Here is a 14,368-nt window from a genome sequence, read left to right as displayed (position 1 = left end):
ATCGAACCATGAGTGATGGCCGATCATTCGATCACAACGCGGCGGTACGGGGGAGGGGGTGCGCCGACCGGCACGGCCCGATCCGCCTACTGGGGCCCGTACTTGCGCCCCGTACGCGAGGTGACCCCGCCGAGCAGAGCGCGCGGCGTCACCTTCACCAGCCCCATCAGGGCCTTGTAGCGCGGGTCGGGGACCGACACCGACTTGCCCCGGGCCAGATCCGCCAGGGCCGTCGCCACCAGCTTGTCGGCGTCCAGCCACATCCACCCCGGGATGTTGCCGGTGCCCATCCCGGCCCGCTCGTGGAACTCCGTACGGACGAAGCCGGGGCAGAGCGCCATCAGCCGCACCCCCGACCCGGCCAGGTCCTTCGCCGCTCCCTGGGTGAACTGCACGACCCACGCCTTGGACGCCCCGTACGTGCCGCGCGGTACGAACGCCGCCACGGACGCCACGTTGATCACCCCGCCCCGGCCGCGCTCCTTCATGCCCGTGGTGGCGGCCGAGGTCAGTCGCAGCACCGCCTCGCAGTGCACCTTCAGCATCGTCAGCTCATCGGCCATGGGCACTTCCAGGTAGCGCCCCTTGTTGCCGAACCCCGCGTTGTTGACCAGCAGGTCGACCGGGTGGGTGCGGTCCGCGAGCCGCTTCCCGACCGCCTCGATCCCGGCGTCCGTGGACAGGTCCGCACGCAGCACCTCGGCCTCGATGCCGTGCCGGTCGTGGAGTTCGGTGGCCTGCTCGCGCAGCCGGGCGGTGTCCCGGGCCACCAGCACCAGGTTGTGCCCCTGGCTCGCGAGCCGCCGCGCGAAGGCCGCCCCGATGCCCGCCGTCGCGCCCGTAATCAGTGCTGTCGTCATACGCGGCACGTTAGTGCCCCGCGCGCGCCCCGGAACCACCGCCTTGGGCCACGTACTCCCGGGCCTTGCGCAGCGCCTCCGGGTGCAGTGCCGACGCGGCGACCAGGAGGGAGGGCAGCAGGGTGCGCTCGGTCGTCACGGCCCGGAACTGCAGGGCCGCAGTGATCCCGTGGTCCGGGCGGTGCACGATCTCGACGGGGTCCCCGGCCCGGATCGCGCCCGGCTCGATCACCCGCAGATACGCGCCGGTGACAGCCTCCTGGGTGAACCGCCGCACCCACTTCTCCTCCCCGATGTGGTCGGCGAACGTCCGGCACGGGATGCGTCCGGAGGTCACCTCCAGGAGCAGCTCCGCCCCCACCCGCCAGCGCTCACCGATCAGCGCGCCGCTCACATCGACCCCGAGGGTGGTGAGGTTCTCGCCGAAGGACCCGTTCGCCAGCTCCCGGCCGCCCAGCTGCCGCTCCCAGGCGTCCAGCTCCTCCCGGGCGAAGGCGTACACGGCCTGGTCGCTGCCGCCGTGGTTGCGCAGGTCGCAGACCGCGTCCCCGGCGAGCCCGCTGCCGCCCGTCCCCTTGGGGCCGGGATCGGAGACCCGCAAGGCTCCCTCGAACGGCCGCTTGTCGATCCCGGACAGACCGCCGGGACCACCGGCGGACGGGACGGGAGTGGGGCGGCCGACATTCACACTCAGCAATCTCATACGGTCACGCTAATGGCTCAGCCCTCAAAGGGGTACGTCATTAGTTCGCCTCCTATCCAAGAATCTCTTATGGTGGACGGGTGATCGAAGCACGCCACCTCCGCGTCCTGCGCGCCGTCGCCGCCACCGGCTCGTTCTCCGCCGCCGCCCGCGAACTCGGCTGCACCCAGCCCGCGGTGAGCCAGCAGATGAAGGCCCTGGAGTCCTCCGCCGGCACCACCCTGCTGATCCGCACCGGGCGCGAGATGCGCCTCACCCAGGCGGGCGAGGCGCTGGTGCGGCACGCCTCCGGCATCCTCGCCGGGCTGACCGCCGCGGAGGAGGAGGTCGCCGCCATCGCCGGACTGCGGGCCGGCCGGGTCCGGCTCGTCTCCTTCCCGAGCGGCAGCTCCACCCTGGTCCCCGGCGCCCTGGCGGCCCTGCGGGCCGAGCACCCCGGGACCCGGGTCTCGCTGGTCGAGGCGGAGCCGCCGCGCTCGGTCGACCTGCTGCGCGACGGCGACTGCGACATCGCCCTGGCCTTCCGGTACGGAACGTCCGGCGGCGAATGGGACGACCTGGTGGTCCGGCCGCTGCTCACCGACCGGCTGATCGGCCTGCTCCCGGAGGGGCACCGGCTGGCGGACGCGTCGAGCGTGGGTATCGACGAGCTGGCGGACGAGCCGTGGATCGCGGGCTGCCCGCGCTGCCGCCGTCAGCTGGTGGAGGTCTGTGAGGAGGCCGGCTTCACCCCTCGGATCGACTTCGCCACCGACGACTACCCGGCGGTGATGGGCCTGGTGGGGGCCGGGCTCGGCGTGGCGGTCCTGCCGGAGCTCGCCGTCGAGTCGGTGCGGCCCAAGGGGGCGAGGACCGTCTCGGTGGAGCCCGCGATCGAGCGGGAGATCGTGGCGCTCACCCTGCCGGACCTGGCCCGGGTCCCGGCGGTGGCGGCCACCCTGGACCAGCTGGCCCGGGCGGCCGCCCGCTGAGACCCGCACGGCCGGAGGCCAGGGCGGCGGTGGCGGCGTCGGGGCCGTGTGGGGAAACGTTTCTGCGTTCGATGGGGAACGTTCGGTGTCAGGTCGGGCGGGAGCCCGTGGTGGCCGTGGTGACACCCGAGGGCGCCGCGGTGATCAGCCGGGTCCTGGCCCGGCCCATGAGCTCTTCGCGCTCGTCCTCGGTCAGGCCGCCCCACACCCCGTAGGGCTCCCGTACGGCCAGGGCGTGGGCCGCGCACTCGGCGCGTACCGGGCACCGCATGCACACCTCCTTGGCGGAGATCTCACGAGCGCTGCGGGCGGCGCCGCGCTCACCTTCGGGATGGAAGAACAGGGAGCTGTCGACGCCTCGGCAGGCGGCCAGCAGCTGCCAGTCCCACAGGTCTGCGTTGGGTCCGGGAAGGCGGGAGAAATCTGCCATTGCTTGTCCCCTCGAAGCCATGCCGTGTCGGAAGCGGCATCCTCGACCGCCGGTGAACCGGCGGTCCGTGATCGGCGATCGTCTCTTCGGTGACCTGAGTCTCGACCGTACATCTGCGGTGCTAGTAGATGTAAATATGACTGTTTGCGAATCTAGCCACAGACACCCTTAAAAGGGAAGAAATCTCGCCAAATAGGGCAAGCCGGGGAGTGAAGATTCGGTTGACGGGTGAATCACCCGCGTCGCTCTCCTCCGTGCACGGGCCCTCACGTAGAGTGCCGAACCCGAAGGTCCGACCCGTAACTCTTTCGAGTGACCATCGTTAAGAGGGCGGATGCGGTTGACGGAGAACGAGCTCGGGCACATGTCCGAAGGGGTCGACCGCACAGGTGACGACTTGTATCAGCCTGGAGGCTCAAGGTGACGCGCATCAGCTGCGGAGGACGGTCATGACATCCGTCCTCGTCTGCGACGACTCCCCGCTTGCCCGAGAAGCGCTCCGTCGCGCGGTGGCCACCGTGCCCGGTGTCGAGCGCGTGACCACGGCGGCCAACGGCGAGGAAGTCCTCCGCCGCTGGGGGGCCGACCGTTCGGATCTGATTCTGATGGACGTACGCATGCCCGGTCTGGGGGGTGTGGAGACGGTCCGGCGGCTGCTCTCCGCCGACCCCGGGGCCCGGATCATCATGCTGACCGTCGCCGAGGACCTGGACGGGGTCGCGCTCGCGGTCGCCGCCGGTGCCCGCGGCTATCTGCACAAGGACGCCTCGCGCGCCGAGCTGCGGGCCACCGTCACCCAGGCGCTGGCCGACCCGACGTGGCGGCTCGCCCCGCGCCGGCTGCGGTCCGCCGAGATGGGGGCGGCCCCGACGCTCACCGCGCGGGAGATCCAGGTGCTCGAAGGGATGAGCCACGGCCGCTCCAACGCGGAGATCGGCCGTGAGCTGTTCCTCTCCGAGGACACGGTCAAGACCCACGCCAGGCGCCTGTTCAAGAAGCTCGGAGCCTCCGACCGCGCCCATGCGGTGGCCCTGGGATTCCGCTGGGGGCTGGTCCGCTGACGCCCGGCCCGGACCGCCCCCGTCCGCAGACCGGCGGACGGGGAGACGGGACGGGTCATCAGCGGTACGACCCCGGATCCGGGCGCCCGCCGACGGCGCCATGTGACGCTTCCCGGCCGATGACGCATCCTTGAGTCGTGGAGTTCCTCAGGAACGATTCGGTCGAGCGGAAGGGGAGGGCGCAGGACATGACATCCGGCGCACCCGCTCATAACGCTTCGGTGCACAACTCGGGACGCGATGGAGCGGACCCTGGGGCATCAGGGCACCATGGTCCGATGCGCGACGACGAAACCACGGTGATCGGTGCTCTGGTGCACCGCGCCGTCGACGGTGACGCGCAGGCCACTCACGATCTGCTGGCCCATGTCCATCCCCTGGCCCTGCGCTACTGCCGCTCCCGGCTCAACCGGCTGCCCGGTGATGCTCGCCACTTCGTGGAGGACCTCGCACAGGAGGTCTGCGTCGCCGTGCTGATGGCGCTGCCGCGCTACAAGGACACCGGCAGGCCCTTCGAAGCCTTCGTCTTCGCCATCGCCGGCCACAAGGTCGCCGACCTCCAGCGCGCCGCGATGCGCCACCCGGGGTCGACCGCCGTCCCCTCCGACGAGATGCCGGAGCGGCCCGACGACTCCCTCGGCCCGGAGGAGCGCGCCCTGCTCAGCAGCGACGCGGCCTGGGCCAAGAAGCTCCTCGCCAACCTCCCGGAGAGCCAGCGCGAGCTGCTGGTGCTGCGGGTCGCGGTCGGACTGACCGCCGAGGAGACCGGGCGGATGCTCGGCATGTCCCCGGGCGCGGTCCGGGTCGCCCAGCACCGGGCGCTCAGCCGCCTGCGGGCGCTGGCCGAGCAGTAGAGAGCAGCTCCGGGGCGCCCTGCGGAAAGCCGTGGGGTGTCCCGTAGAAAGCTACAGAACACCCAACTGATCTTGATCGTGGAATGAGACACCCGTGGAGCCCGTTAGCATGGACATCCGCACCGATCAAGACCATTTGGGGAAGGTGTCATGACTGCAAACGTCGACGGAGTGCCTGAGAAATTCGCAACGCTCGGGCTGACATACGACGACGTGCTGCTGCTGCCGGGCGCGTCCGAGGTCCTGCCCAACGCGGTCGACACCTCGTCCCTCATCTCGCGCAACGTACGGGTGAACATCCCCCTGCTGTCGGCCGCCATGGACAAGGTGACCGAGTCCCGGATGGCCATCGCGATGGCCCGTCAGGGCGGCGTCGGCGTACTGCACCGCAACCTCTCGATCGAGGACCAGGTGAACCAGGTCGACCTGGTCAAGCGGTCCGAGTCCGGGATGGTCACCGACCCGATCACCGTGAACCCCGACGCCACGCTCGGCGAGGCGGACGCGCTCTGCGCGAAGTTCCGCATCAGCGGCGTGCCGGTCACCGACCCCGCGGGCAAGCTCCTCGGCATCGTGACCAACCGTGACATGGCCTTCGAGTCGGACCGCTCGCGCCAGGTGCGCGAGGTCATGACGCCGATGCCGCTCGTCACCGGCCGGGTCGGGATCTCCGGCGTGGAGGCCATGGAGCTGCTGCGCCGCCACAAGATCGAGAAGCTGCCGCTGGTCGACGAGGCCGGGATCCTCAAGGGCCTCATCACGGTCAAGGACTTCAAGAAGGCCGAGCAGTACCCCAACGCCGCCAAGGACGCCGAAGGCCGTCTGCTGGTCGGCGCGGCCGTCGGCGCCAGCCCCGAGGCGCTGGACCGCGCCCAGGCGCTCGCCTCCGCCGGGGTCGACTTCCTGATCGTCGACACCTCGCACGGCCACAACAGCAACGCCCTCGACTGGATGGCGAAGATCAAGTCGAGCGTCGCCATCGACGTCATCGGCGGCAACGTCGCCACCCGCGACGGCGCCCAGGCGCTGATCGACGCCGGTGTCGACGGGGTGAAGGTCGGCGTCGGACCCGGCTCGATCTGTACCACCCGCGTGGTCGCCGGTATCGGCGTCCCGCAGGTCACCGCGATCTACGAGGCCGCGCTCGCCGCCCGTGCCGCAGGTGTCCCGGTCATCGGCGACGGCGGCCTCCAGTACTCCGGCGACATCGGCAAGGCGCTGGCCGCCGGCGCGGACAGCGTGATGCTGGGCAGCCTCCTCGCCGGCTGCGAGGAGTCCCCGGGCGAGCTGATGTTCATCAACGGCAAGCAGTTCAAGTCGTACCGCGGCATGGGTTCGCTGGGCGCCATGCAGTCCCGCGGCCAGGGCCGTTCGTACTCCAAGGACCGCTACTTCCAGGCCGAGGTCTCCTCGGACGACAAGCTCGTCCCCGAGGGCATCGAGGGCCAGGTGCCCTACCGCGGCCCGCTCGCCAACGTCCTGCACCAGCTGGTCGGCGGCCTCCGCCAGACCATGGGCTACGTCGGCGCGGAGTCCGTGGACCAGATGGAGAGCAAGGGCCGCTTCGTCCGGATCACCTCGGCGGGTCTCAAGGAGAGCCACCCGCACGACATCCAGATGACAGTGGAAGCACCGAACTACAGCCGGAAGTAACGCAGGAAGTAACGCGTCACCGCAGGCGAGGGGCGGACCGGAGTTCCCGGTACCGCCCCTCAGGCGCGTGTCGGGGATACTGGTCAGCGCAGACGTAGAGGGAAAGGCCACACATCGTGACTGAGATCGAGATCGGGCGCGGCAAGCGCGGCCGCCGGGCTTACGCATTCGACGACATCGCTGTCGTACCGAGCCGCCGTACCCGGGACCCGAAGGAGGTCTCGATCGCCTGGCAGATCGACGCCTACCGCTTCGAGCTGCCGTTCCTGGCCGCTCCCATGGACTCCGTGGTCTCCCCGCAGCACGCCATCCGCATCGGTGAGCTCGGCGGACTGGGCGTCCTCAACCTGGAAGGGCTGTGGACACGGCACGCCGACCCGCAGCCGCTGCTGGACGAGATCGCCGAGATGCCGGTCGAGGCCGCGACCCGCCGGCTCCAGGAGATCTACTCCGCCCCCATCCAGGAGGAGCTGATCGGGCAGCGCATCAAGGAGGTGCGCGACTCCGGTGTCGTCACCGCCGCCGCGCTCTCCCCGCAGCGCACCGCCCAGTTCTCCAAGGCCGTCGTCGACGCCGGGGTGGACATCTTCGTCATCCGCGGTACGACGGTCTCCGCCGAGCACGTCTCGGGCGCGGCCGAGCCGCTCAACCTGAAGCAGTTCATCTACGAGCTGGACGTCCCGGTCATCGTCGGCGGCTGCGCCACGTACACCGCCGCCCTGCACCTGATGCGCACCGGCGCGGCCGGTGTCCTCGTCGGCTTCGGCGGCGGCGCCGCGCACACCACGCGCAACGTGTTCGGCATCCAGGTCCCGATGGCCACCGCCGTCGCGGACGTGGCCGGCGCCCGCCGCGACTACATGGACGAGTCCGGCGGCCGGTACGTGCACGTCATCGCGGACGGCGGCGTCGGCTGGTCCGGCGACCTGCCGAAGGCCATCGCCTGCGGTGCGGACGCCGTGATGATGGGCTCCCCGCTGGCCCGTGCGACGGACGCGCCGGGCCGTGGCCGCCACTGGGGCATGGAGGCCGTCCACGAGGACGTGCCGCGCGGCAAGCTGGTCGACCTCGGTTCGGTCGGGACGACGGAGGAGGTCCTCACCGGCCCCTCGCACACCCCTGACGGCTCGATGAACATCTTCGGCGCCCTGCGCCGCGCGATGGCCACCACCGGCTACAGCGACCTGAAGGAGTTCCAGCGCGTCGAGGTGACGGTGGCGGACTCGCAGCACCGCCGCTGACCCGCCCGTACGCGTCCCGTACAGACGGAAGGGCCCGGACCGACGAACGGTCCGGGCCCTTCCGTATGCTCCGACGGGGTGTCAGCCCGCCTTCTTGGCGCCACCGATCGCGGCCACGGCACCGAGGGCGAGGAAGAGGTACCGCATGAAGTCGGCCTCTTCCTTCCAGACCCGCGTCACGGCGTCGAAGTGGTCGAGGAACACCTCGGAGAACGAGACGTTGGCGACGTCCGCCATCACCATGGCGTAGCCGATGAGCTGGCCGAGGTAGACGGCGCCGATCGAGAAGACGGCGGCCGCCGCGATGGTCACCGGGTTGGCGCCGCCGAGCTTGGCGGCCGCGAAGCCGACGAGGAAGCCGACGCCGACCGCCGCGTAACCGATCTCGCGCTCGATCGAACCGAGGATCACGCCGTACAGGACGGCCGCGACGATCGCCGCGCCGAGGGCGACCAGCACACCGAGGGCCAGGTTGTTGCGGGCCGGGGGAGCCGGGGCGAACGGGGCTCCGCCGAACGGGCCGGGCTGCTGGCCCCCGAAGGGGTTGCCGGTGGGCGCCGGGGGCTGCTGGCCGTAGGGGTTGCCGGTCGGGGCGGGGGGCTGGTCGCCGTAGGGGTTGCCCGTCGGGGCGGCGGGGGCGGGTGCGCCGGCGTACGGGTTGCCGTCGGCGGACTGGCCGCCGTACGGCTGCTGGGGCTGGTTCGGCGGCTGTACGGGCTGGCTCACGCTGGGTCTCCCCCTGGGGCGAAATGCGCAGGTGCGGTTCTTGACGCGAACACGTGTGCGCTCTGTGACGCCGCACGGTAGCAGTACGCACCGGAATCGGTCACTAGCAATCTCGGTGGCCGGTACGCGGCATCAGAGCCGGTGTGCCGCCCCCGCCGGAGTGGCGCCCCGGGTGTCCAGAAGGAGCTGCGCCTTCACCGCGAGGCCCTGGAGGTCGTAGGTGCGGTGCTGCTGGAGCAGTACGGTCAGGTCGGCCGCCGCTGCCGCCTCGTACAGCGAGTCGGCGCGCGGGACGGGGAGTTCGCGCACCCGCCAGTCCAGGACGTGCGGGTCGTGGTAGCCGATCTGGGCGCCCATGTCCATCAGGCGGGTGGCGATCTCGCGGGCGGGCGCGGCCTCCTGGTCAGCGCTGTCCGGCTTGTAGGTGACGCCGAGCAGCAGCACCCGCGCGCCCCGGACGGACTTGCCGTGCTCGTTCAGCAGGGTGGCGCAGCGCTGGATGACGTAGCTGGGCATCCGGTCGTTGATCTCCTGCGCCAGCGAGACCATCCGCAGCGGGTGGCCGGGGGTGCGGCTGCTGTACGGGAGGCAGCCCGGGTCCACCGGGACGCCGTGGCCGCCGACGCCGGGGCCCGGCCGGAAGGGCTGGAAGCCGAAGGGCTTGGTCTCCGCGCACCGGATGACGTCCCACAGGTCGATGCCGAGGTCGTGGCAGGCCACCGCCATCTCGTTGACCAGCGCGATGTTGACGTGCCGGAAGTTGGTCTCCAGCACCTTCGTCATCTCCGCCTCGCGCGGCCCCCGGGCCCGTACGACCTTGTCGGTGAGGCGTCCGTAGAAGGCGGCGGCCGACTCGGTGCAGGCGGAGGTGAGGCCACCGATGACCTTGGGGGTGGAGGCGTAGGTGTGGGTGCGGTTGCCGTGATCGAGCCGGCTGGGGGAGCAGGCGAGGTGGAAGTCGCGTCCGGCGACGAGCCCGGAGCCCTCTTCGAGCAGCGGGCGCAGGAAGTTCTCGGTGGTGCCGGGCGGTACGGCGGATTCCAGCAGCACGGTGGTGTGCGGGCGCAGCCGGGCGGCCAGGGCGCGGGCGGCGTCGCCGAGGGCGGTGAGGTCGACCGTGCGGTCGGGGCCGAGGGGGGTGGGGGCGCAGATCACGGCGGTACGGACCCGGCCCAGCTCGGCGGCGCTGGTGGTGGGGCGGAAGCCGCCGGAGAGCATGCGGCGGATCTCGGACGCGGTGAGGGAGCCCTCGACGGGGGTGCGGCCCGCCCGCAGTTCCGCGCAGGGACGTGGGTCGGTGTCGTAGCCGACCGTGTCGATCCCGGCGGCCACGGCGGCCTGGACCAGGGGCAGGCCGAGATGGCCGAGTCCGATGACGGCGAGGTCTGCGGGCATGTCGAAGGCCGCCTTCCCTAAGACCGGAGTGCGAAAAGCGCAACCGCTGTGGACAGTGCAATGTCAGACTAGGCGTAAATATGACCTATATGTCGCATTGCGTGACGCCTGTCGTCCGGGTGTTGTCCACAGGCGGTGGCTGAAGTCGGGGAGCGCGGACAGAATCGAGGAGTGGACACGGGCGGCCGGCCTCTCGGCCGGGTGGCACTCCCGTGTCCGACCACCCCGATCCACCGGGAGGCAGCAGTGAGGACAGCGACACTGGGACCCGCCGAGCGCACCGCCGCGCTCGCCGCCATGGCCGAGCGCGAACTGGACGTGCTGGTCGTGGGGGCGGGGGTCGTCGGCGCCGGTACGGTGCTGGACGCCGCCACCAGAGGACTCTCGACCGGCCTGGTCGAGGCGCGCGACTGGGCGTCGGGCACTTCGAGCAGGTCGAGCAAGCTGATCCACGGGGGGCTGCGCTATCTGGAGATGCTCGACTTCGCCCTGGTCAGGGAGGCGCTGAAGGAGCGCGGGCTGCTCCTGGAGCGGCTCGCCCCGCACCTCGTGAAGCCGGTGCCCTTCCTCTACCCGTTGCAGCACAAGGGGTGGGAGCGGCTCTACGCGGGCTCCGGCGTCGCGCTGTACGACGCGATGTCGGTCTCCTCGGGCCACGGCCGGGGCCTCCCCGTGCACCGCCACCTCTCCCGCCGCCATGCCCTGCGGGTCGCCCCGGCGCTCAAGAAGGACGCCCTGGTCGGCGCCCTGCAGTACTACGACGCCCAGATGGACGACGCCCGCTTCGTCACCGAGCTGGTCCGCACCGCCGCCTCCTACGGGGCCCAGGTGGCGAACCGCGCCCGGGTGATCGGCTTCCTCCGCGAGGGCGAGCGGGTCGTGGGCGCGCTGGTGCAGGACGTCGAGGGCGGCAAGGAGTACGAGGTCCGGGCCAAGCAGGTCGTCAACGCGACCGGGGTGTGGACGGACGACACCCAGGGGCTCATCGGCGAGCGCGGACAGTTCCACGTCCGGGCCTCCAAGGGCATCCACCTGGTCGTCCCCAAGGACCGCATCCACTCCTCCACCGGCCTCATCCTGCGCACCGAGAAGTCCGTCCTCTTCGTGATCCCCTGGGGCAGGCACTGGATCATCGGCACCACGGACACCGACTGGGATCTGGACAAGGCCCACCCGGCCGCCTCCAGCGCAGATATCGACTACCTGCTCGAACACGTCAACTCCGTCCTCAACACCCCGCTGACCAGGGACGACGTCCAGGGGGTGTACGCCGGGCTGCGCCCGCTGCTCGCCGGTGAGTCGGACGCCACCAGCAAGCTGTCGCGCGAGCACACCGTGGCCCACCCCGCCCCCGGCCTGGTCGTCGTGGCGGGCGGCAAGTACACGACCTACCGGGTCATGGCCAAGGACGCGGTGGACGAGGCGGTGCACGGCCTCGACCAGCGGGTCGCCGCCTGCGTCACCGAGGACACCCCGCTGCTGGGCGCCGAGGGGTACAAGGCCCTGTGGAACGCGCGGGCCAGGATCGCGGCCCGGACCGGGCTCCATGTCGTCCGGGTGGAGCACCTGCTCAACCGGTACGGCTCAATGACGGAAGAAATTCTGGAACTGATCCTGGCCGACCCCACCCTGGGCGAACCCCTGCCCGCCGCCGACGACTATCTCCGCGCCGAGATCGTCTACGCCGCCTCCCACGAGGGCGCCCGGCACCTGGACGACGTGCTGACCCGGCGCACCCGGATCTCCATCGAGACCTTCGACCGGGGCACCCGCAGCGCCCGCCTCTGCGCGGAGCTGATGGCACCGGTGCTGGGCTGGGACGAGGGGCAGACCGACCGGGAGGTCGAGCACTACGAGAAGCGGGTGGAGGCCGAGCGTGAGTCGCAGCGGCAGCCCGACGACCTCACGGCGGACGCGGCCCGGCTCGGCGCTCCGGACATCGTGCCGATCTAGGAAAGGCCCCGGGGGTGCCCACCCCGGCGGTCACCGCTGGGGCAGGCCCCGGAGGTCACCGCCCATCAGGTCCGGGCCAGTTGGGCGGGACAGGCCCGGTCCCGCGGCGGTGGCCGTTCGGACGGCGCTGGACGGGGAGGCCGGGTTGGTAGGAGGCTGTGGGGGATTCCCTCTTCGGGCCCCATCGTGGCGGACCCCGGACCCGGCACCAGGACCGGTCCCGGGGTGAGGGACAATGAACGCTCTGCCAGGGCGGGTTGATCGCAGAGGGGACGCATGTCGGAGGCGGAGCAGGCACGGGAGCCCCAACGGGACAAGAACGGTCGTCTCCTCGCGGGGCGGTACCGGCTCGGGGAGGTGCTCGGCCGGGGCGGCATGGGCACGGTCTGGCGCGCTGCCGACGAGACGCTCGGCCGTACGGTGGCGGTCAAGGAACTGCGGTTCCCCGGGGCCATCGACGAGGACGAGAAGCGCCGGCTGATCACGCGCACCCTGCGTGAGGCGAAGGCCATCGCGCGGATCCGCAACAACGGCGCGGTGACCGTCTACGACGTGGTCGACGAGGACGACCGCCCGTGGATCGTGATGGAGCTGATCGAGGGCAAGTCGCTGGCCGAAGCGATCCGTGAGGACGGCACGCTGACGCCCCGGCGGGCCGCGGAGGTCGGGCTCGCCATCCTCGACGTACTGCGCTCGGCGCACCGCGAGGGCATCCTGCACCGCGACGTGAAGCCGTCCAACGTGCTGATCGCCGAGGACGGCCGCGTCGTGCTCACCGACTTCGGCATCGCACAGGTGGAGGGCGACCCCTCGGTCACCTCCACCGGCATGCTCGTCGGCGCCCCCTCGTACATCTCGCCGGAGCGGGCCCGCGGCCACAAGCCCGGACCGCCCGCCGACCTGTGGTCGCTCGGCGGACTGCTGTACGCGAGCGTCGAGGGCTGCCCGCCGTACGACAAGGGCTCGGCCATCGCCACCCTGACGGCCGTGATGACCGAGCCGCTCGACCCGCCGAAGAACGCGGGCCCGCTGACCGAGGTCATCTACGGGCTGCTCGCCCGGGACCCCGACCAGCGGCTCGACGACGCCGGGGCCCGGGCGCTGCTCGACAAGGTGATCAACGCACCCGACGCCCCCGCGGTCCCGCCCGCCGACTCCACCCAGGTCATGGCCCTGCCGCCGGCCCCCGACGCCGAGACCGGCGCCGGCAGGGCCGCGAAGCTGACGAAGGCTCCCAAGCCGCCGAAGCAGACCGGTGCGTCGGGCGAGTCCGGCGAGGGCGCGCGCGACCGGCTGCGCGGAGCGCTGCGTTCCGTGCGCGGCGCGAAGGCGGCCTCCGGGGTCGCCGCAGGTGCGGCGGTGGCAGCCTCCGCCTCCCCGGCCGCCGCGGCCGCCGGAACGCCCGCCACCCCGCCCAAGCCCGCCACGCCCCCCGGCACACCGGGCGGCAAGGCCGCGACGGCCTCGCCCTCCGCGGCCACCACCGCCACGGCCACCGGCACGAAGTCCGCCGCGAAGCCGACGAGTTCCGCGGCCGCCGCCGTACCCCCGCAGCGCCCCCCGACCTCACCGGCCACCGTCCGCGCCTCGATCACCGATGTCGTGCCGCGCCGCACGCTCGCGATCATCGCGGGCGTCGTCGCGCTGGCGATCCTCGGCACCGTCCTCGCGCTCACCCTGGGCGACGGTGACGACAAGGCCGACGCCGGTAACGGCAAGGGCGACACCGCGGCCTCCGCCGGAGCGGCGGCAGGCGGGTCAGAGGGCGAGGGCGAGGGCGGCTCGGAGGGCGGCCAGAAGGACGGGCAGGGCACCGAGGACGGCAAGGCGTCCGGCGACCCGTCCGGCGACCCCGCGGACGACCCGAAGACCGGCGATCCCGCAGACGACCCGGCCGACGACCCGAAGACCGACGACCCGGGCGACGCACTGCCCGCCGGGTACGAGACGGTCAGCGACGACCGCTTCCACTTCGCCATGGCGATGCCGGGCACCTTCAAGCGCACGGCCATAGCGGGCGCCAACTCCGGCGGCATCTACAACGCCGAGCGCGGCGGCTTCCCCAGGGTCCAGGTCGACTTCAACGGCTCGCCCAAGGACGACGCGGCCGCCGCCTGGCGCGGGGCCGTCGCCAGCGCCAGGGGCCTCAGCGACGGCTACAAGCACGGCAGCATAAAGAAGGTCGAGTACAACGGGTATCCGACCGTCGCGGACTGGACGTTCGAGCGCAGCCACAACGGCGTCCGGGTCCGGGTGCTCAACCGCGGCTTCAAGGTCGACGCCCGGCGCGGCTACTCGATCATGATCAGCTGCAAGACGGACGAGTGGGACGGCGACGAGTGCCGGACGCTGCGCGAGACGGCGTTCGCCACTTTCGAGCCCACGAAGTAGCCGTCGGGCGGCGCGGGCGAGAGGTATTGGGTGGGCCGGGTTGCCACGACCCGGCCCCTTGGCCCGCGTTGCCACGTATCGTAAGACGACGGAGACCGTACGCAGCCGGAACAGTGGGTCAATTACCCGC

12 protein-coding genes are annotated in these 14,368 nt (G+C 71.7%); 7 read left to right on the top strand and 5 right to left on the bottom strand.

What is annotated here, in order from left to right:
• Window positions 1-86: 86 nt before the first annotated feature.
• Together ACK8N7_RS13605 and ACK8N7_RS13600 are read right to left on the bottom strand one after the other, a co-directional pair.
• A complete protein-coding gene (locus tag ACK8N7_RS13605; protein WP_403216155.1) occupies window positions 87-860 on the bottom strand; it encodes an SDR family NAD(P)-dependent oxidoreductase in 774 nt (257 codons plus the stop codon).
• Between the two features lie 10 nt (window positions 861-870).
• On the bottom strand, window positions 871-1,563 hold the full coding sequence (locus ACK8N7_RS13600) for an MOSC domain-containing protein (protein WP_403216157.1): 693 nt from the start codon (window positions 1,561-1,563) through the stop codon (window positions 871-873).
• Between the two features lie 80 nt (window positions 1,564-1,643).
• Here ACK8N7_RS13600 and ACK8N7_RS13595 point away from each other — a divergent pair, with 80 nt between their 5' ends.
• A complete protein-coding gene (locus tag ACK8N7_RS13595; protein ID WP_500442519.1) occupies window positions 1,644-2,534 on the top strand; it encodes a LysR family transcriptional regulator in 891 nt (296 codons plus the stop codon).
• A gap of 88 nt (window positions 2,535-2,622) precedes the next feature.
• On the opposite strand, the gene ACK8N7_RS13590 is transcribed toward ACK8N7_RS13595, so the two are convergent.
• Entirely contained in the window at window positions 2,623-2,964 is a 342-nt protein-coding gene (locus ACK8N7_RS13590; RefSeq protein WP_403216161.1) for a WhiB family transcriptional regulator, read from the bottom strand.
• 449 nt (window positions 2,965-3,413) lie between these two features.
• Here ACK8N7_RS13590 and ACK8N7_RS13585 point away from each other — a divergent pair, with 449 nt between their 5' ends.
• The 4 genes from ACK8N7_RS13585 (at window position 3,414) to ACK8N7_RS13570 (ending at window position 7,773) form a co-directional block, all read left to right on the top strand.
• A complete protein-coding gene (locus ACK8N7_RS13585; RefSeq protein ID WP_003948568.1) occupies window positions 3,414-4,025 on the top strand; it encodes a response regulator transcription factor in 612 nt (203 codons plus the stop codon).
• A gap of 278 nt (window positions 4,026-4,303) precedes the next feature.
• Window positions 4,304-4,879 carry a sigma-70 family RNA polymerase sigma factor gene (locus tag ACK8N7_RS13580; RefSeq protein WP_006126954.1) on the top strand — a complete coding sequence of 192 codons (576 nt, stop codon included), beginning with the start codon at window positions 4,304-4,306 and terminating at the stop codon, window positions 4,877-4,879.
• 150 nt (window positions 4,880-5,029) lie between these two features.
• Window positions 5,030-6,532 carry an IMP dehydrogenase gene (guaB, locus tag ACK8N7_RS13575; protein ID WP_403216163.1) on the top strand — a complete coding sequence of 501 codons (1,503 nt, stop codon included), beginning with the start codon at window positions 5,030-5,032 and terminating at the stop codon, window positions 6,530-6,532.
• 116 nt (window positions 6,533-6,648) lie between these two features.
• A complete protein-coding gene (locus ACK8N7_RS13570) occupies window positions 6,649-7,773 on the top strand; it encodes a GuaB3 family IMP dehydrogenase-related protein (RefSeq protein ID WP_015610798.1) in 1,125 nt (374 codons plus the stop codon).
• A gap of 81 nt (window positions 7,774-7,854) precedes the next feature.
• Here the strand turns inward: ACK8N7_RS13570 and ACK8N7_RS13565 are convergent, their stop codons facing one another.
• Together ACK8N7_RS13565 and ACK8N7_RS13560 are read right to left on the bottom strand one after the other, a co-directional pair.
• Window positions 7,855-8,499, bottom strand: a complete 645-nt coding sequence (locus tag ACK8N7_RS13565) for a hypothetical protein (protein ID WP_403216165.1) — start codon at window positions 8,497-8,499, stop codon at window positions 7,855-7,857.
• Between the two features lie 132 nt (window positions 8,500-8,631).
• Window positions 8,632-9,894, bottom strand: a complete 1,263-nt coding sequence (locus tag ACK8N7_RS13560; protein WP_403216167.1) for a nucleotide sugar dehydrogenase — start codon at window positions 9,892-9,894, stop codon at window positions 8,632-8,634.
• A gap of 246 nt (window positions 9,895-10,140) precedes the next feature.
• On the opposite strand from ACK8N7_RS13560, the gene ACK8N7_RS13555 reads away from it, so the two are divergent.
• The gene (locus tag ACK8N7_RS13555; RefSeq protein ID WP_403216169.1) at window positions 10,141-11,847 is read left to right on the top strand and encodes a glycerol-3-phosphate dehydrogenase/oxidase; all 1,707 of its coding nucleotides are present in this window, start codon (window positions 10,141-10,143) and stop codon (window positions 11,845-11,847) included.
• Window positions 11,848-12,123: 276 nt separating this feature from the next.
• On the top strand, window positions 12,124-14,238 hold the full coding sequence (locus ACK8N7_RS13550) for a serine/threonine-protein kinase (RefSeq protein WP_403216172.1): 2,115 nt from the start codon (window positions 12,124-12,126) through the stop codon (window positions 14,236-14,238).
• The last annotated feature ends 130 nt before the right edge of the window (window positions 14,239-14,368 follow it).

This window comes from Streptomyces griseobrunneus, from assembly GCF_046713465.1.
Classification (GTDB): domain Bacteria; phylum Actinomycetota; class Actinomycetes; order Streptomycetales; family Streptomycetaceae; genus Streptomyces; species Streptomyces microflavus.
The sequence above is the reverse complement of the archived record's forward strand: the minus strand, read 5'-3'. Positions and strand labels throughout refer to the sequence as shown.